Origin of the sequence: Chryseotalea sp. WA131a, from assembly GCA_025370075.1 — a bacterium.
In the GTDB taxonomy this organism is placed as follows: Bacteria; Bacteroidota; Bacteroidia; order Cytophagales; family Cyclobacteriaceae; genus ELB16-189.
Genome location: CP073016.1, coordinates 1,498,014 through 1,518,197 on the forward strand (window position 1 = coordinate 1,498,014; position 20,184 = coordinate 1,518,197).

The 20,184-nt window shown below is 42.3% G+C and carries 16 protein-coding genes; 13 read left to right on the plus strand and 3 right to left on the minus strand.

Annotation, left to right across the window (positions count from 1 at the left end):
- Position 1: 1 nt before the first annotated feature.
- Positions 2 to 760 carry a subclass B1 metallo-beta-lactamase gene (gene bla / locus KA713_06775; GenBank protein ID UXE68277.1) on the minus strand — a complete coding sequence of 253 codons (759 nt, stop codon included), beginning with the start codon at positions 758 to 760 and terminating at the stop codon, positions 2 to 4.
- A 390-nt stretch (positions 761 to 1,150) separates the two neighbouring features.
- On the opposite strand from bla, the gene KA713_06780 reads away from it, so the two are divergent.
- The 13 genes from KA713_06780 to KA713_06840 all read left to right on the plus strand — a co-directional run bounded on the left by KA713_06780 (position 1,151) and on the right by KA713_06840 (position 17,588).
- Positions 1,151 to 1,975 (plus strand): protein-glutamate O-methyltransferase CheR, encoded by an 825-nt coding sequence (locus KA713_06780; protein UXE68278.1) that lies wholly within the window; start codon positions 1,151 to 1,153, stop codon positions 1,973 to 1,975.
- A gap of 12 nt (positions 1,976 to 1,987) precedes the next feature.
- Entirely contained in the window at positions 1,988 to 2,581 is a 594-nt protein-coding gene (locus KA713_06785) for a chemotaxis protein CheB (protein ID UXE68279.1), read from the plus strand.
- Positions 2,582 to 3,325: a hypothetical protein gene (locus KA713_06790; protein ID UXE68280.1), complete on the plus strand. Its 744-nt coding sequence runs from the start codon at positions 2,582 to 2,584 to the stop codon at positions 3,323 to 3,325. It begins immediately after the preceding gene.
- Between the two features lie 14 nt (positions 3,326 to 3,339).
- Complete coding sequence (locus tag KA713_06795; protein UXE68281.1) at positions 3,340 to 6,699, plus strand: PAS domain S-box protein; 3,360 nt, start codon at positions 3,340 to 3,342, stop codon at positions 6,697 to 6,699.
- A gap of 57 nt (positions 6,700 to 6,756) precedes the next feature.
- Positions 6,757 to 7,311: a SiaB family protein kinase gene (locus tag KA713_06800; protein UXE68282.1), complete on the plus strand. Its 555-nt coding sequence runs from the start codon at positions 6,757 to 6,759 to the stop codon at positions 7,309 to 7,311.
- A 28-nt stretch (positions 7,312 to 7,339) separates the two neighbouring features.
- Positions 7,340 to 7,702 (plus strand): DUF1987 domain-containing protein, encoded by a 363-nt coding sequence (locus KA713_06805; protein ID UXE68283.1) that lies wholly within the window; start codon positions 7,340 to 7,342, stop codon positions 7,700 to 7,702.
- A gap of 42 nt (positions 7,703 to 7,744) precedes the next feature.
- Positions 7,745 to 10,828 carry an ATP-binding cassette domain-containing protein gene (locus KA713_06810; protein ID UXE68284.1) on the plus strand — a complete coding sequence of 1,028 codons (3,084 nt, stop codon included), beginning with the start codon at positions 7,745 to 7,747 and terminating at the stop codon, positions 10,826 to 10,828.
- A 109-nt stretch (positions 10,829 to 10,937) separates the two neighbouring features.
- Complete coding sequence (locus KA713_06815) at positions 10,938 to 11,837, plus strand: hypothetical protein (protein UXE68285.1); 900 nt, start codon at positions 10,938 to 10,940, stop codon at positions 11,835 to 11,837.
- Between the two features lie 21 nt (positions 11,838 to 11,858).
- Positions 11,859 to 12,290, plus strand: coding sequence for a hypothetical protein (locus KA713_06820; GenBank protein ID UXE68286.1), 432 nt, complete (start codon positions 11,859 to 11,861; stop codon positions 12,288 to 12,290).
- A gap of 286 nt (positions 12,291 to 12,576) precedes the next feature.
- On the plus strand, positions 12,577 to 13,221 hold the full coding sequence (locus KA713_06825; protein ID UXE68287.1) for a hypothetical protein: 645 nt from the start codon (positions 12,577 to 12,579) through the stop codon (positions 13,219 to 13,221).
- Positions 13,222 to 13,284: 63 nt separating this feature from the next.
- Positions 13,285 to 13,845: a sigma-70 family RNA polymerase sigma factor gene (locus tag KA713_06830; GenBank protein UXE68288.1), complete on the plus strand. Its 561-nt coding sequence runs from the start codon at positions 13,285 to 13,287 to the stop codon at positions 13,843 to 13,845.
- Positions 13,838 to 14,107, plus strand: a complete 270-nt coding sequence (locus KA713_06835) for a hypothetical protein (protein UXE68289.1) — start codon at positions 13,838 to 13,840, stop codon at positions 14,105 to 14,107. The genes KA713_06830 and KA713_06835 overlap by 8 nt, the downstream gene beginning before the upstream one ends.
- A 559-nt stretch (positions 14,108 to 14,666) precedes the next feature.
- A complete protein-coding gene (locus tag KA713_06840; protein ID UXE68290.1) occupies positions 14,667 to 17,588 on the plus strand; it encodes a choice-of-anchor D domain-containing protein in 2,922 nt (973 codons plus the stop codon).
- A 21-nt stretch (positions 17,589 to 17,609) separates the two neighbouring features.
- Here the strand turns inward: KA713_06840 and ffh are convergent, their stop codons facing one another.
- Complete coding sequence (gene ffh / locus KA713_06845; GenBank protein UXE68291.1) at positions 17,610 to 18,941, minus strand: signal recognition particle protein; 1,332 nt, start codon at positions 18,939 to 18,941, stop codon at positions 17,610 to 17,612.
- A 54-nt stretch (positions 18,942 to 18,995) separates the two neighbouring features.
- Positions 18,996 to 20,183 (minus strand): molybdopterin molybdotransferase MoeA, encoded by a 1,188-nt coding sequence (locus KA713_06850; protein ID UXE68292.1) that lies wholly within the window; start codon positions 20,181 to 20,183, stop codon positions 18,996 to 18,998.
- Between the last annotated feature and the right edge of the window lies 1 nt (position 20,184).

Below are 20,184 nucleotides of genomic sequence, written 5' to 3' on the forward strand. Positions count from 1 at the left end.
GCTAAATGCTGTTCTTGAACAATTTAATCGTATAGTCGAGTAGTTTTTTGTCTCCATGCTGTCCATGGCCGGGTACTACAATTTTTAAGTTTGGATATTGCTTCTTAATCCTCTCAACCGTGTTTGACCATTCGGCAAGGGTCGCATCACCCAAAAAACCTTTGCTAGCGTCTAGTTCTTTTATCAAACAGCCTCCAAACAATACATCATCAACCGGAAAATAACCGACCACATTATCTTTTGTGTGCCCTTCACCGAAAAATACTGCACTTGAACTTTCATTGCCTACTTTTAAAATAAGCGAATCCTGGAAGCTATTCTTGGGAACAACCATATTGTTGGCTATGGCAAGCTCAACTGTTTTGAAATACGCATAAGATTGAATATCATTTTCATGAAATGCTTTTAATCCTCCCAAACAGTCATCGTGGAAGTGGGTTGGAACAACTGCATTTATTTTGCAATGAAGCGTTTCCTTAATCCAGTCGATTAGCTCTTCGGCACTTTTGTCGGTGGTGGGCGTATCAAATACCACTACTTCGTTGTTGTTCCTTACCATGAGGCCATTGCAAGGCACATTGCCAAAATCATTGGTTTGCAAAAAGGAGGTATGCTTAAAAGAGTTTTCGGCAATTTGCAGTACAATCAAATCCTTGGATTTGTAAACCTCTACGGGTTTAAATGCATCCCCCTTTTGAGAAGTACAATTTGCACTTATGGAGATCACAACTATCAAGAGTGTTTTGGCAATAGACTCCATTTTGGTTTTCTGTCTTTAGAATTTCTGTTAGCGACTTTCAGTAACCATAAAACTAAAGAAAGCTTTCGCATATTCAGATAGCCAGTTTGTTAGTGGGCCTAGCGCGCGAATGACAGACAAGGAAATTTGCCTGCCAAACATCAAATATCCCCCAACTGTGGCTGTAACCAACTGGCGCAAGTTAGCAGCTTAAAGGAAAAGAAGGGGCGAAAGCCCTTTTTTTTCCTTTGCTGGCACTTTTACGCCACGTTGACGATTGTCTTTAGAGGTAGGCGTCCGAAAAGTCAGATTCTTTTAAACTTGTGTAATATTTCGGCCACAATTGACAATTAAGGCTTATTTGTTAGGCTATTTTTGCTTTTCTTTGACATTGGCTTAACCCGTTTATTTGTGGTACAAGATATTGACATTGCTGATCTAAAGCGGATAACCGAGCTGGTATTCACCAAGTATGGTTACGACTTCCGCAACTACGCCATGTCTTCGTTTAAGAGACGAATGCTGCGGATTCTGGAACTGAAAAACCTCTCCATTGAAAGCCTGTTGAAAAAGCTGAATGATCAGCCGGCCTTTATTAATGAATTTCTAGACGAGCTGACGGTGAACGTTACCGAAATGTTTCGCGATCCAGGTTTCTGGCGCATCATGCGTGACGAAATCATCCCCAGCATCTTACTCAACCACAAACAATTTAAAATATGGCATGCTGGCTGCTCATCAGGCGAAGAAGTGCTGAGCATGGCCATCCTCCTCAATGAAATGGGCATTGAGAGTGACGTAACACTATACGCCACCGACTTGGATGTGAATATTTTGGAGAAAGCCAAGCAAGGATATTACCCCATCAAAAACATGGAGCTGAACGAAAAAAACTACGTTCGCTTTGAAGGAAAAAAATCATTGAAAGAATATTACAAAGAAGAAAACGGAAGGGCAGTGTTTCACAAAGATTTGTTGCAGAACGTTACCTTCCGCAAACACGATTTGGTAAAGGGCGAAATCTTCAACAAGTTTGACTTGATCCTTTGCCGCAACGTAATGATTTACTTCAATCAAGCTCTGCAAAATGAAGTGCTGAAAAAATTCCACGAAAGCCTTTTCAAATACGGGTATCTCGCCATCGGCTCCAAGGAGTCGTTGATTTGGTGCGATATCGCCAATCGGTTTTTGGTGGTGAACAACGAAGAAAAGGTGTATAAGAAGATAAAGGATTAGGCGTCAACTGCCATGGACAAGTATAATTTAAATAACACCTACAAGGCAGTTGTGATAGGAGGATCAGCCGGAAGCTTTCAGGGAATCGTAAAAATACTATCCCAACTTCCGAAAAATTTTCCGCTACCCATCATTATGTGCTTGCATAGGCTCAAGCATGTGCGCAATGGGTTTGTGGAAGCATTATCGCTGAAAAGTGTAGTACAGGTAGTAGAACCTTTTGACAAAGAATCGATAAAAAAAGGAATGGTTTATTTGGCACCATCAAATTATCATATGTCCGTTGAGTTGGGAAACCATTTTGCCATATCCACCGAAGAGATGATCAACAACTCGCGCCCGGCCATTGACATTACCTTGGGCACGGCTGCCTTTGCCTATCGCGATAAACTCATTGGTATTTTATTGTCGGGGGCCAATCGCGATGGTGGTTTGGGAATGAAATTTATTAAAGACAAAGGCGGCTTGACAATTGTGCAAGAGCCAACCGAGTGCATGATTGACACCATGCCCAAGGCTGCTCTATCGCTCACCAAAATCGATCACGTTTTTAAAGTGGACCAGATTGTAGAATTTTTGAAAGAACTTGATAAGCATTATAAATAAATGGAACGCATCACCCAATTTCTTAAAGAACCACAAAAGGTAAGCATGCTTTTGGCAGTGCTTTTTTTTGGCGGAATTCTATTCTCAGCTTACCAGCTTTTTACGCTCACCAGCAAGTTGACCGGAGGAAGCTATGACGCAACATTTGTTACGGTGGCCCTTACATTTGTGATAGGTGTGTTGGCCATTCACCAAGCATTTCGCATCAGGCGCGAAGTAGTGGTATTTAAAGAAAAGCAAACTACGGATGCACAAGAGCAAGCCACCAAAGCCGAACAGGCCTTTACCATTGACTTGAATACATTTAAAAATGATATCAAAAATGAAAAAGGCATAAAGGCTTGGCAAGTGGGACTTAACTCGCTTTGTCAATTGTTACAAGCCGGTCAAGGTGCACTTTACCAAGTAAAATCTGCAGGTAAAACCAAAACGGCAGAACTCACAGCGGGATTTGCTTTGCTATTAGCGGAAGGAAAAAACGCAAGTTACCAATCGGGCGAAGGCCTGATCGGCCAAGTAGTGGCCAGCGGCAAAAGCATTTACTTAGATGAATTACCAGAGGGATATCAACAACAAATTGTAAGTGGGCTGGGTAAAGCAGCACCCAAATACATTTTCATCAGTGCCCTCAAAAAAGAAAACGAAACCAAAGCCATTCTTGAAATTGCCACCTTTGCTCACCTACCGGAGCAAGTCAGAAAGCAAGCAGAAGAAATGGCCACCTTATTAATTGATAAGATTTAAACTTGACCAAGGGCATGTTACAAAAGATAAAAATCAGTGATAAAATAACGGGGCTCATCGTGGCAATCGCGTTAGTTGCTATTTTGGTCATGGACTTTTTCACCTACCAGATCAACATGGAGGCTGCCAACGAAAAATTCAATGCATCGCTATCGGCCATTGCCGATAATCAATCGAGCAAAGTCAGTAATTATTTTGATCACATCGCGTCCACTGCTAACTTCTTTCAACAGTCCGACATTGTAAAAGCATATCTTCAAAACTCCCCTGATTCGCTGAGTCAGTTTTTAAAGCAAGTGAAAGATTTTTATGGCATCAGCGAAATTTTTATTGTCGATCCCAAAGGGTCTGTGAAAGCCAGTACCCATTCGCAGACGAGTTTCCCCGATCCGGATGGTTCGTTTTTCTCAAAAGCAACCGCTGGTCTTCATTATAGCTCGATAAAAAAGGAAAACAACGATTATTGGATGTATGCCGGTGCACCCTTCGAAGGCGACCTTCTTATTTTCAAACTAAATCTGAATGCTCTTTATAAACCACTCGAATCGGTAACAGGATTGGGCAACACGGGCGAAGCATTTATTGCCGCGCAAGACTTGACTTCTAAAAAGGTATACTTGGCCAGCCCGTTGCGCAACGATCCAAAGGCTTACCTGAAATTCTTTAACGATGGAGATGCCGAAGTAAAAGAAGTAAAGTTGGCACTTGATGGCACCAATGGAGTAAGCAACGGCAGAGATTACAGGGGCAAACAAGTACTGGTAGCCTACCGCAAAATCAGCAATGCACCGTGGGCATTGTTAGTGAAAATTGATACCGATGAGATAACAGGGCAAGGTGCGCAACTGCGTCAAACGTATTTGTACACGGGCTTAGTGATTTTGTTAGCCGCTATTGCACTTTCGCAACTGTTTGCCCGCTCACTTACCGAGCCACTCAATAACATGCGCAATACGTTGGATTTGGTTTCGCAAGGCGTATTGCCTGAAAAAGTGGAAGCTACTTCGCAAGACGAATTTGGGCAAATGGCCGTTAAGGTAGATGGTCTAGTAAAAACATTAAAAGACAGTGCTCAATTTGCGCGGCTAGTAGGTCAAGGCAAATTTGATGCATCCTATAAACCAGCGAGTGAAAACGATATGCTAGGTTTGGCTTTATTGGGCATGCGCGATAACTTAGTAGAAAACGAGCGCAAAGAAAAAGAACGTAACTGGATTGTGCGCGGAGTGGCAGAAATTTCTGAAATTCTACGGACACACGACTCGTTGGATACATTGGGCGATGCGGTTGTGCAATTCATCATCGACAAAATTGAGGCCGTGCAAGGTGCCTTTTATGTGGTGAACGATGAAGACCAACACGAGAAATTGATTGTGATGCAGGCAAGCTATGCCTACAGTCGTAAAAAATATTTAAAAAAATCGTTTCGATTTGCAGAAGGATTAGTAGGTCAAGCTGCTGCCGAAAAGGATTTTGTGATGCGAACGGAAATACCCGATGAATACGTAACGCTTAGTTCAGGCATTTTGGGCGACCAAAAACCCAATTGTATTCTGATTGTTCCACTGATTACCAACGAAGAAGTGTTTGGGGTGGTGGAGTTTGCCAGTCTTAAAAAATTCAACAGCTCGCAAGTAAGGTTTGTGCAAGAGCTGAGTTTGATTTTAGCCCGCACCATCTTCAACATCAAAGTAAATCAGCGCACACGCAAGCTCCTGGCCGATTCGCAAGAATTGAGTGCCGAGCTAACCGAAAAGCAAGAGGTGCTACGCCAAAATGCGGAAGAGATGCGCGCCACGCAAGAAGAGCTGCAGCACTCAAACGTAAAATTAGAAGAGCAAATTCAAGAAGTAAACCGTACCCAAAAGCGGATGCAATTGTTGCTGGAAAACGCCTCGGAGGTTATCACCATTTACGAAGAAGATGGACGTATCCGGTATGTTTCTCCTTCGGTAGAATCGATTTTCGGATATTCCGCAAAAGAACTGCAAGGCAAAACAGACACCGATAAAATACATCCGAACAGTCAAGAAGTGGCACGCGACTTCTTCAAGCACTTGCGATTTAAGCCAGACGAAAAAGCCACCGTGCAGATTGAGTACAAAATCAAAGACGGCAGCTATATTTGGATTGAATCGACTGGTTCCAACTTTATGTCGAACCCGGCCATTCATGGTATCATCCTCAACTCACGCGATATTACCGAGCGCAGGCGTGCCGAACAAGAGCAGCGCATGCGTAGCAAGATGCAAGCGCTTTCTGAAAATTCGTTGGATATCATCACTCGTTTGGAGCACGATTCGATATCGTACATCAACCCAACCATCGAAGCCTATACTGGCAAATCGCCCAAGCGTTTCATTAACCAAAAGATCAAAGAAGCCGAATTGGAAAGCAGCATCTTAGATCAGTGGTTAAGCATTGTAGAAGAAGTAAACTCTTCCAACAAGAAGGTGTCTACCGAAATGGATTTCCCCTCCGAAATGGGTAAGCGCATCATGCAAGTGAACGCCATTCCAGAGTATGATGAACATCGAAATATCGAATCGGTGCTGGTTGTATCGCATGACATTACCACACGAAAAGAGATTGAAGTGGAGATTCAAAACAAAAACAAAAAGATCAACGACTCCATTAATTACGCCAAGCGGATTCAGAATGCCATTTTACCGAACACTCGGCATATCAACAAAGCATTGCCAGACTCATTTATACTCTACAAACCGCGCGATGTGGTAAGCGGTGACTTCCCTTGGTTTGTGCAAATCAAAAATGAAATCTTTATTGCTGCTGTTGACTGTACAGGCCACGGTGTGCCAGGAGCGTTGTTATCGTTGATCGGTTACTTCTTATTGAACGACATAGTACGCAGCCGCAAGATTACCGAGGCAGGAAAAATTCTCGACTTGCTGGATGAGGGCGTTACACAAACCCTTCGCCAAGATCAAGACGATTCAGCTACAAAAGATGGTATGGACATAGCTTTGTGCCGCATCAATACCGAAACAAGAACCGTTGAATACGCTGGAGCACACCGCCCACTCTATATCATGAAAGGGGGCGTGATGGAGGAAATCAAAGGAAACAAATTCCCGATCGGTGGGGGTATATTCAAGAACCAAACCAACTTTACAACCACTAAGGTAGAACTAAACAAGGGCGATTCCTTCTACTTTAGCTCCGATGGCTTCCCTGATCAGTTTGGTGGCCCTGAGGTGCGCAAGTTTGGCCCGAAGAAAACACGTGAGATCATTGAGCGGGTACACACTTCAAGTATGAAAGAGGCCGCCCAAGTGTTTGATACTGAATGGGAAGAGTGGAAAGGTGAACACAAACAGACAGATGACGTACTATTGATCGGAATTAAGTTTTAATCTTATTAATTATTCAACTAAAAACCATAAATTCGAAACCCCAAACTATTTAACGCAATGAACTATATCTATGATTTGCACCGTACCATGATGAGCCAAAAACTCATATTGGTGTATGATGGTGACTTCACCCAAGAAACCACCAAATCTATTTTATCGATGGCTGAGCGTAACCTCGATTCTTCGGGAGAAGACTCAGGCACAAAGCGGAAGGTGTTTAATGTAATGGTGGAAACTCTTCAAAACATAGTGAAACACAGTAGTGAACAGGGCACCACGGCAGGATCACTCATCAGCAAAAGTGCCATATTTATGATCAGTAAAGATGACAAACGCTATTGTGTGATGACCGGCAACCCAATATCCAAAGCCCGTGTGGAAACCCTCACCAAAAACCTGACCGATTTGAATGCAAAAGACAAAGAAGGCTTGAAGGAAATGTATAAAGACATTATCAAGAACACCCAAATTTCAGAAAAGGGTGGAGCCGGTTTGGGGTTTATAGATATGGCCAGGAAATCTGGTGAAAAACTGGAGTTTACCTTTACCAATATGGACGAAGAATATGATTTCTTCTGTTTGAAAGTAAACATCTCAAGAGAAAAGGAATAACATTAACTTTTATAAAAACATTTTAGCCATGGAAATTTTAAACCTAAAAGGAACAGAAGATACACCTGCGATCATCTTAGATAAGAAACACGGAATATTTGAAATCAGCGGAAGATCATTGCCTGAAGACTCTGCCGAATTTTACAAGCCCGTAATTGAATGGATCAAAGTCTACGCGGAAGATTCAAACCCAACTACAGACTTTACCTTTAAGTTAGAGTACTTCAACACGGCTTCTTCAAAGCTAATCTTGGATGTGCTATCGGCACTGGAGGAAGTAAAGAGCATCAAAGTATCGTGGTATTTTCACGATGATGACGAAGACATGGAAGAAGCCGGTCAAGAATTTTCTGAATTGGTAGAAATCCCATTCGAGTTTAAGACTTACTAACCTTGGCGTAAAGCCGCAAGATATCGCAGCCCCACCAAAGAAATGAGTGAAGAAATCCTAAAGGCGCTCACCCAGCTATTCGCTATCATTACCAAACAAGATGGCGGTGTAACGCAAAATGAGCGTCAGTTTGTTATCAATTTTTTTCAGACAGAGTTAGATCAAGATACCATTAAGGAATATCTTGAGCTTTACGATACGATTTCGGGTTATAAAATTCAGGGGACTGCCGAAGCGGACAAGAAGAAACTCACCTCCGTAAAAGACTCGGTAAAGACACTCGGCATTTGCAAAAAGATCAACAAAACGCTTACGCAAAAACAAAAAGCGGTGGTGTTGATCAAACTGCTAGAACTTATTGGTTCTGACAAAAACTTTACCCCGCAGCGCATTGAAATCATAAATACTGTTTCAGCGGTTTTTAACGTTGAGCAAGATGAGTACAAACTCATTGAAAAATTTATCATTGCCGAGCAAATTGATCATTTGAATTTTGCTGACATTTTAGTACTCAATTCATCAAACGAAAAATCGACTGAACTTCAAAAACATACTCGCGTCCACATTAACGGCAACCTGATTTTTGTGCGGGTGAACAGCGTGGGCATGTACTTCACCAAATACTTGGGCGAAGAATCAAATATTTTGAACGGATTCATTATGCAACCCAATCGTGTGTACTTGTTCTCACACGGCAGCACTATCAAAACACAAGCGGGCGATGCATTGTACTATAGCGATTTGGTAGCCAACTTCAACGAAGAAATAAAAACAACCAAGCTTTCTTTCAATGCCAATGTAGAAGAGTTCAAATTCCCCAACGGTGCCATTGGCTTGCGCGATGTATTGATTTCAGAAGGCCCGGGTAAACTAATTGGCATCATGGGTGCCAGCGGTGCAGGCAAAACCACCCTCCTACTCACCTTAGCGGGATTGGAAAAGCCATCGAAAGGTGAAATCAAAATCAATGGCTTTGACATCAACACCCAAAAAGATAAAATACAAGGCGTTATCGGTTTTGTATCGCAAGATGATTTGTTGATTGAAGAGCTGACTGTTTACCAAAACTTGTATTACAACGCCAAACTTTGTTTCTCTAATTTCACCGAAGAGCAACTGCACCAGCGCGTGATGGAGACGTTGGAAAACCTTGGCCTCGACCAACGCAAAGATTTGACGGTAGGCAGTGTATTGGATAAAAAAATTAGTGGTGGCCAACGCAAGCGATTAAACATCGCACTGGAGTTAATCCGCGAGCCAGCCATTCTGTTCTTGGATGAACCTACTTCAGGCCTCTCTTCACGCGATTCAGAAAATGTAATCGACTTATTAAAAGAGCTTTCGCTGAAAGGCAAACTGATCTTTGTGGTGATCCACCAGCCGTCATCCGATATTTACAAGATGTTTGACAAGATGGTGATCATGGATACGGGTGGCTATCCATCGTATTACGGTAGCCCCGTAGAAGCGGTAACCTATTTCAAAAAAGCTACCCATCAAGTTGATAGCAACCGAGGCCAATGCGAAACATGCGGTAATGTTAATCCGGAGCAGATCTTCAGCATTATTGAAGCCAAAGTAGTGGATGAGTATGGCCAGCCAACCAACAAACGCAAGGTCACCCCTACGCAGTGGCACGACATGTACAAAGATCGGTTTAAGATCAACCGCATCGAAGATGTAAAAGAAGAACCACCGCGATCGCTCAGCATTCCAGATAAGTTTAAGCAGTCAGTAATATTTGCTACGCGCGATTTACTTTCGAAGCTAAGTAACAAACAATACTTGTTAATCAATCTGTTGGAAGCACCATTGCTGGCCTCCATTCTGGCCTTCGTCATCAAATACAAGAGCGCACCAGGCGGAAAAGAATACATCTTCCGGTTCAACGATAACTTTCCTGCTTTTCTGTTGATGTCCATCATCGTGGCTTTGTTCATGGGCTTAACGGTAAGTGCCGAAGAAATCATCCGCGACCGCAAAATATTAAGACGCGAATCGTTCTTGAACTTAAGCTGGAACAGCTATTTGCTTTCTAAGCTTTCCATTTTGTTTTTGATGTCGGCTATCCAAACGATAACGTTTGTGATCATCGGTAATTTGATTTTGGAGATACATGGAATGACCATTGCTTTTTGGTTTGTCCTGTTCACAACGTCCTGCTTTGCCAACGTGTTGGGGTTAAACATTTCATCGGCCTTTAACTCAGCTGTAACCGTGTATGTCATGATTCCGCTCTTGTTAATACCGCAAATGATTTTGAGTGGATTGCTCTTCAACTTTGATAAGTTGAACAACCTCATTTCCACAAAAGGAAAGGTACCGCTGGCGGCTGATCTGATGGCCTCGCGGTGGGCATATGAGGCATTGGCCACTCATCAGTTCATTAACAATGACTATGAATCCAACTACTATCGCTATCACAAAGGTGAGGCAAAGGCCGATTTTAAATCTGCTTACCTCGCCAATGAATTAAAGCAATCCAATCTTTTTGCGTTGCAGAACTTTGAATCGAAAAATGACTCCGTTAAAAAACTAGTGGCCGCCAAGCTGCAAATCCTTATTGATAATTTGAAAGATGAACCCTATAAGCTAGGGATGGAAAAAAGTGATTTAAGCAAAGAACTTCGGCCTGAAAATTACACCAAAATTAGAGGAGGGGATATCGATGCTTATTTGGAAGACTATAAGAAATACTATCAGCAGATTTATAACAGAAATGTAGATACCATCGAAAAAAAGATGGCTTATTTGGAAAGCCATGGCACCAACATCAACGAAGATAAAAACAAGTACTACAACGAAAGCCTTGCCGATCTTGTGAAGAATATTAACGTGAAGCAGCGACTGCTTGAATACAATGGAAAACTAATACAGCAAATCAACCCTATTTTTCAAGATCCTAAGCCAAGCCATATCGCAGACTATCGCACCGCCTTCTTTTTACCCGTTAAAAACCTTTTTGGAATACAGATAAGTACTTTTTGGTTTAATATGATTGTGATTTGGGCAATGGCGTTTTTCTATTATATTTTGCTCTATTTTGAGTGGTTGAGAAAGTTGGTGGAAGCTTTTGGTAAGGTGAATATTTCCAACAAAATAACCATTCCTTTTAAGCGTAAATAACGATTTGGTAAGGAATTTTGAATCCTTATTTTTGTAGTGGTATTCTAATGACAATAAAAAGGTCTGCCTGGGAGGCGGGCATAAAAGCGGAGACTAAAACAATCATCAAATGAAACAACTATTTATTGGAGGACTTGTGGCCATGTTTTTGTGGAGCTGTGGTGGAGGCAAAAAACCTGATGACCAGGCTTTTTTGAATAGCTTGGAAGATTCCACTAAAAAAGGCCCTACTATTGACGAAGAAGTTATCAATAGCATCCTACAGCAAATTCCAAGTCCACTTGAGATATCCGTACTTTTGAAAGAATCTGGCACTAGGTACAACGTTGGCATTTTAAATAATGCCGATAATCTTTCAAAGTACAATAGCAACTACAAAAAAGCTCTAAACTTGGGAGTGTACGGCACCGATTTGGGATATACCAATATCTATGAAAAGAACGAAGACGGAATTAAATACCTTTCATCTATTAAATCACTGGCCGATGGGCTGAATATTGGGCAATTTTTTGATATTGAAACGATTGGTCGATTAGCCACTAATAGCAAACACCTAGATTCCCTTTTGTTGATAACAACCCAAAATTTCAATAGCATTAACCACTACTTGCAAACGCAAAGCCGCGCTAATTTGAGTGTGTTATTGCTTACCGGAGGTTGGGTAGAAGCCATGCAAATAACCTGTCAGGTGGCATCCAAAGACCCAAAAAACAAGGAGTTGATGGAAAAAATTGGTGAGCAGAAAATTATACTTGAGCAAATTGTGCTGTTGCTGGGTTTCTATAAAGACGATGCAAATATGGCATCTTTATTGAAGGAGATGGACGACTTGAAAACTGCTTTCGATAAAATAAACATCCTTTACACATACAAGGAATCATCGATGGAAATTGTAGACGGTGTGGCCGTTATAAAGGACAACAGCACCACAACCATCAACATTACGGAAGAGGATGTTAAGAATATCACTTCGTTGATTAACTCTATTAGATCCAAAATTATCAGTTAATTTTACCGAACTTTCTAACCTATGAAAAAGGCAATAATAATAACGTTTCTCTCGTCTGTTTTTAGCATCGGCACTTTTAGTTTAAATGGCCAGTGTAACTCCGATGGATTTGCTACCGCCTGTATCCCCAGACTGGCCTCTGGCTTTAACTTTTTAAAGAGCTACAAAGTAGATGGCGAAGGTGGATCCAAAGATAAAGTGGAATACAGCTACGTATTCACTAAAGGCACTCAATACATGATTAACTTATGTGCCAACGGAGCAGCCACAGATGGCATTGTTGTTACTATTTTTGATTCAGAAAGAAACAAAGTAGCTACCAGCAAAATCAATGGTCAGTTTATTTCCGCAATTGCTTATCCATGCAATGCAACGGGTATCTATTACATTCAATATACATTTGATGGTGGTAGTGGTAAATGTGGCGGTAGTGCGCTTGGATTTAAACGGTAATCAACCAATACGTGAAATGAAAACCTTGCCAATTAGCAGGGTTTTTTTTTGAGCAGAATTAAACGCTGGTCACAAATTCACAGATTCTTTTACATACCTGTATTTGACAAAATGAAATTATGCTTGCCCTTTAAATGTGAAAGACTCTAAGAATTAATAAGTGAGTAAAATCAATTGCCAATCTCATTTAAACCTTGTTTTCTATTTTAAAACAAATTCTATGGATAAGGGCGCATTTGGCTGTAAAAATGTTTAAATCGGTGACAACCTTTTGATCATTTAGTAAATGGAAATAGAGACTCAAACAGTAGGTTTTCAGTTCAATGCCCGCTATTACAAACTTGGCGAGATTCATTCTGATACAAAGGAAGTGTGGTGGGTATTGCATGGATACGGGCAATTAGCACAATACTTTATTCAAAAATTCAAACCGCTCAATGAAAAAGGGATTTGCGTAATCGCCCCTGAAGGCTTATCGAGATTTTATCTTCAAGGCAACCAGGGGCGCGTGGGCGCTACCTGGATGACGCAAGAGAACCGATTGATGGACATTGAGAATTACATCACATACCTAAATTTCATTCACAAAAAAGAAATAGGCCAACGGCATGTTAAAACTACCCTATTGGGGTTTTCGCAAGGGGCAGCCACGTTGATGCGATGGGCAATGAACAACCAAGTGCAATTTGACAGACTCATTCTTTGGGCGGGCTTGTTTCCACCAGATATTGATTTCACCAAAGGTGCCGAACTGTTAAAAGGAAAAGAAGTTATTGAAGTACTTGGAAAACAGGATGAATTTATCACCGCAGACCGTATTCAAGAGATGATGAAGTTAAATAGGCAATTAAATATTGACCCCGTCATTTTGGAGTTTGACGGAAAGCATGAATTGAAGGAGGAGGTTTTATTGAAAATTGTGGAAGGTTAAATTTTTTTCTCTTTTGTGACTTTCTTGTTTAGTTAGGATTATAATTTTTGTAAACCCTAAGCCATGACGGACTCCGAAATCCGCACCGAGCAGGAGATCATAGAACGAGCGAAGAAAAACCCGCGGGAGTTTGGTGAAATCTATGAACGATACTTCGACCGGATTTACAATTTCTTGTATCGGCAAACGGATGACGAAGCCACTGCTGGTGACCTGTGCTCGCAAACTTTTGTAAATGCCTTAAATAACCTTCATCGCTACGAGTTTCGTGGCTTTCCCTTCTCGGCTTGGCTTTATAAAATTGCGGGCAACGAAGTCAATAAATTTTACCGCAAGAATAAAGGCAAAAAGGTTTTCAGCATAGAAGAAGTGAAAGTGCGCGAGCTGATGGAGCAAGCAAGCGATGAATGGGACGAGGAGATGATCAATCGCGTAATTGCCTACATGAACGAGCTGCCCACGGAAATGGTGCAGGTATTGGAACTTCGATTTTTTGAAGACAAAGACTTTAAGGAAATTGCGTTTATATTGGACATTACCGAAAGTGGTGCAAAAATGAGAACGTACCGAGCATTGGATAAATTGCGCCAGCAGTTTAAAATTAAAGTAAAATACGATGGGTAGGCACGAAATACGGATGCGCAGACAACGAACCACGGCCCGCGGCAGCGAGCGCTACCGTAATTATAATGCCGTGCTAAAGCAGCATGAAACCGATATGAAAATCAAAAAAATAATGAAGGTATTTGTGTATTTTTTGATCATCGCCATTGTAACCATCTTGTTGGTGATGGTAATGCGATGGGAAAAGCGGCAGAGCGAGAAGTCAAATCAAAAGTCAACAAGCTGCATTACTGAAGCAACAAACTGGTCAGCTCTAACTTGAAGTCTTTTGGTGAAATTTCGCAACCGATTATTCAATTCACTAAATTAATTCGCCAGATCGGTGTCTTTCTGAAAGACCATGGCATATAGGTGTAGAATGATTTAATCGTAAATTTAATGAAGGCACAAGTGATCCACGCTAAATGTCAACGCATAACACTTGCGCCAGTCCAGTAAAATAACGGCAACAATACACGGTATCAATTTTGGCAACAGCAAAGCCACCCTACTGAATTGAGCACGAACGAAATCACCGACCAAAAATTGGGATATATACTGGAAAACCCAGTCGAGGCGGGCATTGTTTTTTGAGGCCTAAAGATTATCTTTACAGAGGCGCGTCCAGCTATGCAGGGATGCCCGAGAAATTGATAGAGGTGTTACTGATTTAAGGGTAAATTTAATGAAGGCACAAGTGATCCACGCTAAATGTCAACCCATAACACTTGCATCTGTCCAACGAGCGAGTGAGAAAGCCAGCTTAGGTTTATATGTTGAAGTTGACTTTACATTTTACCACTATCTCAAAAAAGCCTAACTTTATTGTTTAAATGCAAACTTTGAAAAAACGACTTTATTCTCTTTCACTTGCGGTAATTGCCGTACTTCTGGCAACAAATACTTATGCCCAATGGGTAGAAAAAAACAATGGCTTGTGGGGTGGAAGAGTGCACGCATTTGCTGTTGATGGTGATAATATTTTTGTGGGAACAGAAGGGGGCGTGTTCCTTTCCTCAAACAATGGGGCTAATTGGACTTCGAGAAGCACAGGGCTAACATCTTTGCGTATTCGAGGTTTGGCTATAATTGGAAGTAACATCTTTGCAGCTACATATGGCGGAGGAGTGTTTCGTTCCACTAATGATGGTGTCAGTTGGACTGCTGTTAATACTGGACTAGGATTTGGCGGCAGTTCGATAACAATAAATACTTTGATTGCCAAAGGCATTAATCTCTTTGCAGGTCTTGATGGAGGAGGGGTGTTCCTTTCTACTAACAATGGTGAAAGTTGGATTGGAATAAATACAGGTATCGGTAACTACATTAATACGTTTGCCGTCAGTGGCGACAACATATTTGCTGGCACTTCTTTTCATGGTGTTTTCCTATCCACTAACAATGGCTCAAGTTGGAGTGCCTTAAATACTGGGCTTACAGACAAAGATGTTCAGGCTTTGGCCATTAGTGGGAGCAATATCTTCGCTGGCACCGAAGGTGGAGGGGTGTTCCTCTCTACCAATAATGGAGCTAACTGGGTTGCTGTTAACACTGGTCTTAGTAATCTAGTAGTAAATACGTTAGTTGCCAATGGTTCCGATATTTATGCTGGCACTAGTGGGGGGATGTTTCTTTCCACCAACAATGGAGCGAGTTGGACAGCGATAAACAATGGACTAGGGACTGGCTTTTCTCCTGTTATTTATTCAAGCATCGTCAAAGGAGATAATGTTTTTATAGGGACAGGCGGTGTATTCTATTCCTCAGACAAAGGCGCTAACTGGACTGCTGCAAGTACAGGTATTTCAAGTTCTACGGTTTGGACTCTATTAAATTCGGGAAGTTCTATTTTCGCTGGAACAATCATCGGTAGTGGTCTTTCTGTTTCATCTAATAACGCTGAATCTTGGCAGCCCTCAAATTCAGGAATTTCTTTTCCATACATAACCTCATCTGCCAAAATCGGAAACAACCTTTTTGTCGGAGGTTTTGGTGTTTTTCTTTCCACCAATAACGGAATAAGTTGGTCTTCGGTGAGTACGGGCCTTACAGGTCAGGCAGTAAGAGCATTGGCCAGCAGTGGGAGTAATCTTTTCGCTGGGACTAATGGGGGGGTATTCATTTCCGAGAACAACGGTGCTAGTTGGAAAGCGGTTAACGCGGGGCTAACCGAAAATTACATTGAATGTCTAGCTACCGGAGGTAGCAACATTTTTGCTGGTACTCGCGATGGGGTTTTTCGCTCCACAGACAATGGAGCAAATTGGACTTCCGAGGGAAAGGCGGCAATGCAGGTTTTAAACATACCGCCATACATAGTGTCTATGGCGGTAATGGGCAGCACCATTTTTGCTGCCACCTATGAAAATGGTCTTTTCCGCTCTTTGGATAATGGCACAAGCTGGGTAAAAATTCTGGATGAAGATAATATTCACTTACTTACCCTGGATGATGGAAGTATTTTTGCTGGCAATACAAATGTATTTGTTTCAACGGATAACGGTACCAACTGGGTAACAGCCGGTACAGGGTTGCCCAACGTGATGAGTTCCACCATTTATTCAATGGCTGTAAACGATAGCCACCTTTTTGCGGGAACTTTATTTAAAGGGGTATGGTCGCGTCCACTATCGGAGTTCCCTATTCCACAACCCATTGTAACCATCACTTCGTTTGCTCCTGCCAGCGCGCCTGAAGGAACAATTGTGACGATTAATGGCACGAACTTCAGTGCAACACCATCCAACAATAGCGTTAAATTTAATGGTACGACAGCAAACGTAACAGCAAGCACCGCCACTAGCATTACCGCCATCGTGCCAGTAGGTGCAACCACGGGCCTTGTTACGGTAACAACTGCACGAGGAGGATCCGCAACCAGCTCTACCAACTTTACAGTAACCGTTCCAACTCAACCCGAAATCAACATCAAACAAAACAATACCAACATTGCCTCTTCGGGCTCGTATGCGTTTGGCAATCAAGATATCGGTAGTGCAAGCACATCTGTCACATTCACCATTGAGAACACGGGTACCGGTGTTTTGAACCTGACGAGTAGCCCCAAAGTGATTATCTCTGGCGCGAACGCAAATGAATTTATCGTAAACCAACCTGCCTCTACGACTGTTGCCTCTGGATCTACCACTACATTTTCAGTCACTTTCTCTCCCTCGATAACGAGTAGTAAAACAGCCCAATTGAGCATTGCTAACAATGACATCGATGAGAATCCATACATAATTAATCTGACCGGCACAGGCACTTGCTCGAATCCAACTAAGCCAATCATTACGCAGGTAAACAATAGCGACTTTACTTCATTCACACTTACCTCCAGTTCTGCACCTGCGGGTGGCACTTATCAGTGGTTCGTCAATGGTACAGCCATTGCTAATGCTGCATCGCAAAGCTACACAACTTCGGCAAGTGGCTCTTATTCCGTTCGAATTACAGTAGCAGGCGGGTGTAGTTCTACTTCCGATCCGTTTGTGCTCGTAGTTACAGGATTGGAACCGCCATCGCTCAATGATGAATTTGCTTTATACCCTAACCCAGTAACGGATTGGTTAGTCGTTGCGCTTAGCAAATGGGAAGGTAAAAAAGACATTGCCATTTATCAAATCACTGGCAAGCAAGTGACAATGCATGAAACGAGTGGCAATGAGACTAAACTATACGTGGGCGATTATCCATCTGGTATGTACATTCTCAAAATTTACACTCAGCAATCAGTGGGAGTACTCAGATTCATTAAGCAATAAAATAGCTGCGCGTAATTGTACTTACCTCCCAAACGGGTTCAGCGCACCCAACGCCCGTTTACCTCCACCCATCTTGTTCATGGTCTTCATCATTTTTTTCATGTCTTCAAATTGTTTCAGCAGTTGATTGACCTGTTGAATATTGGTGCCACTGCCTTTGGCAATTCTGGTTTTGCGACTGGCATTTAGCTTCTCCGGATTTTCACGTTCTTCATTAGTCATGGAGCGGATGATGGCTTCTACTGGCTTAAATGCATTGTCATCAATTTCTACATCTTTCATGGCTTTGCCTACACCGGGTATCATGCTCAACATATCTTTCATGTTGCCCATCTTTTTGATTTGCTGAAGTTGCGACAGAAAATCATTGAAGTCGAATTGATTCTTGCGCATTTTCGCATTGAGCTTGCGCGCTTCGTCTTCATCAAAAGTCTGTTGGGCTTTCTCCACTAAACTCACCACATCACCCATGCCCAAAATCCTTCCCGCCATACGGTCGGGGTAGAAGCGGTCGATGGCTTCCATCTTCTCGCCTGAGCTTATGAACTTGATAGGTTTCTCTACCACTCTGCGAATAGAAAGTGCAGCACCACCGCGGGTGTCGCCATCCATTTTGGTAAGCACCACACCATTGAAATTCAATCGGTCGTTGAAGGCTTTAGCCGTGTTGACGGCATCTTGCCCAGTCATGGCATCCACTACAAACAGCGTCTCCGATGGTTTGAGTGCATCTTTCAAACTGGCAATTTCATTCATCATCGCTTCATCCACGGCCAAACGACCAGCCGTATCCACAATTACAACGCGGTGATTGTTTTTCTTGGCATGTTCAATGGCCGCTTTGGCAATTTTTAGGGCGTCTTTATTTTCAGGTTCGGCATACACCTCCACACCAATTTGTCCGCCCAATACCTTTAATTGGTCAATGGCGGCAGGTCGGTAGATATCGCAAGCTGTTAATAGAACTTGACGGCCTTGTCGTTTCAGGTAGTTTGCCAGCTTTCCTGAGAAAGTAGTTTTACCAGAACCCTGCAATCCAGCAATTAGAATGATCGCGGGATTCCCGTCAATGCTGATGTCCTCGCTCGCTCCCCCCATTAAGAGCGTGAGTTGGTCGTTGGTAATTTTGGTAAGCAACTGCCCAGGCGAGATGGCTGTGAGCACGTTCATGCCCATTGCTTTTTCCTTGATTTCGTCTGTTACTTCTTTGGCGACTTTATAGTTCACGTCCGCATCGATCAGGGCTTTGCGAATATCCTTGATGGTGCTGGCTATATTGATTTCGGTAATGCGCCCTTGGCCTTTTAAGGTTTGAAACGCTTTTTCGAGTTTGAGACTTAAATTATCGAACATGGTGAGTTAAGAATCTAAAAAATTAGGGTGTAAAGGTAATGGCTATTTGAAATTTTACCTAAAGCGAATAAAATTCAAGGATTCATTGCTTTTGAACTCATTCCTACCTTGTGGTAACTCTAAAAACCCATCTACTTCGACTAGATTAGCAAAATCTCCCGAGCCTTCTCCCGTTTTTGGATATGCCCGCAGTGTACCCCGTTCGTTTTTGATGGCAACTTGAAGAAAATAAGTGAGGGAAGGGTTGAAAACATAGTCAGTAGCCAGTATAGCTGATTCGGAAGAAGGTGAATACCCCAACGAACGGTAAAGCCAAGGTTTTATGTAGCGATAAAAGCACAGATAAGTAGACACCGGGTTTCCCGGCAAACCAAAGACAAACGTATTTTCATTGCTACCAAACCAAAAAGGCTTTCCTGGTTTTTGTGCCACCTGATGAAAATGTTTTTGTATGCCAATTGATTCCAACACTTGCGGCACAAAATCGAACTTGCCTTTTGAAACCCCGCCAGAAAGAATAACTACTTGATGCTGATTGACTATTTGTTTTAGTTCCTTCTCAAGAGTCGATTGATCATCGGGTAAATGAAAGAGCGCTGCTTGGCAACCCATTTCGCGCAAGCTCGCTTGCAAGGCATAGCTATTTGACTTGCGTAGTTGATGGGGCTGGGGCGTTTCGCTTATGTCTACCAATTCATTGCCAGTGGAAACAATGGCGATGGAGGGAAACTCATAAACTAACACGTGACTTTTCCCAACGGATGCTAGTACTGCTATCTCTGCCGGAGATAGTTTTGTTCCTGCCTGAAGAATGATTTGTCCTTTTACGGCATCGGCACCTTGTTGGTGAATGTTCTGACCTTGCCTAATGTCCAGACTATTTTTTAAAGTTGCCATTCCATTCGTAATGCTGATGTGTTCATAAGGAATAATGGTATCGGCTCCTTCAGGAAGCACAGCGCCCGTCATAATCTCGATGGCGTTTTTTTTTGAAGTCAGTTTTTCTTGAGGCTCTCCAGCAGCTTGAATGGATTCAATGGCAAATTCATTTTGTTTCCCCAGGGATTGAAAGGCAACAGCAACACCATCCATGGTTGCCCGGTTAAAGGGAGGCAAATCTCGGTCAACAGAAATAACTTCGCCCAAAATCTTTCCGGTGGCTTCTGTTGTAGGTACGGTACCTATGGAAGTCTTTAGTAACTTTGAGTGAAGGATGGAGGAAGCTTCTTCAACGCTTATCATA

What these genes read in the sequence shown, in the direction of transcription:
- KA713_06800 (UXE68282.1), top strand. Translation starts at nt 6,757, where the DNA reads ATGAACTATATCTATGATTTGCACCGTACCATGATGAGCCAAAAACTC.
- KA713_06820 (UXE68286.1), top strand. Translation starts at nt 11,859, where the DNA reads ATGAAAAAGGCAATAATAATAACGTTTCTCTCGTCTGTTTTTAGCATC.
- KA713_06815 (UXE68285.1), top strand. Translation starts at nt 10,938, where the DNA reads ATGAAACAACTATTTATTGGAGGACTTGTGGCCATGTTTTTGTGGAGC.
- KA713_06790 (UXE68280.1), top strand. Translation starts at nt 2,582, where the DNA reads ATGGAACGCATCACCCAATTTCTTAAAGAACCACAAAAGGTAAGCATG.
- KA713_06825 (UXE68287.1), top strand. Translation starts at nt 12,577, where the DNA reads ATGGAAATAGAGACTCAAACAGTAGGTTTTCAGTTCAATGCCCGCTAT.
- KA713_06810 (UXE68284.1), top strand. Translation starts at nt 7,745, where the DNA reads ATGAGTGAAGAAATCCTAAAGGCGCTCACCCAGCTATTCGCTATCATT.
- KA713_06830 (UXE68288.1), top strand. Translation starts at nt 13,285, where the DNA reads ATGACGGACTCCGAAATCCGCACCGAGCAGGAGATCATAGAACGAGCG.
- KA713_06795 (UXE68281.1), top strand. Translation starts at nt 3,340, where the DNA reads ATGTTACAAAAGATAAAAATCAGTGATAAAATAACGGGGCTCATCGTG.
- KA713_06850 (UXE68292.1), bottom strand. Translation starts at nt 20,183, where the DNA reads ATGATAAGCGTTGAAGAAGCTTCCTCCATCCTTCACTCAAAGTTACTA.
- KA713_06835 (UXE68289.1), top strand. Translation starts at nt 13,838, where the DNA reads ATGGGTAGGCACGAAATACGGATGCGCAGACAACGAACCACGGCCCGC.
- ffh (UXE68291.1), bottom strand. Translation starts at nt 18,941, where the DNA reads ATGTTCGATAATTTAAGTCTCAAACTCGAAAAAGCGTTTCAAACCTTA.
- KA713_06805 (UXE68283.1), top strand. Translation starts at nt 7,340, where the DNA reads ATGGAAATTTTAAACCTAAAAGGAACAGAAGATACACCTGCGATCATC.
- KA713_06785 (UXE68279.1), top strand. Translation starts at nt 1,988, where the DNA reads ATGGACAAGTATAATTTAAATAACACCTACAAGGCAGTTGTGATAGGA.
- bla (UXE68277.1), bottom strand. Translation starts at nt 760, where the DNA reads ATGGAGTCTATTGCCAAAACACTCTTGATAGTTGTGATCTCCATAAGT.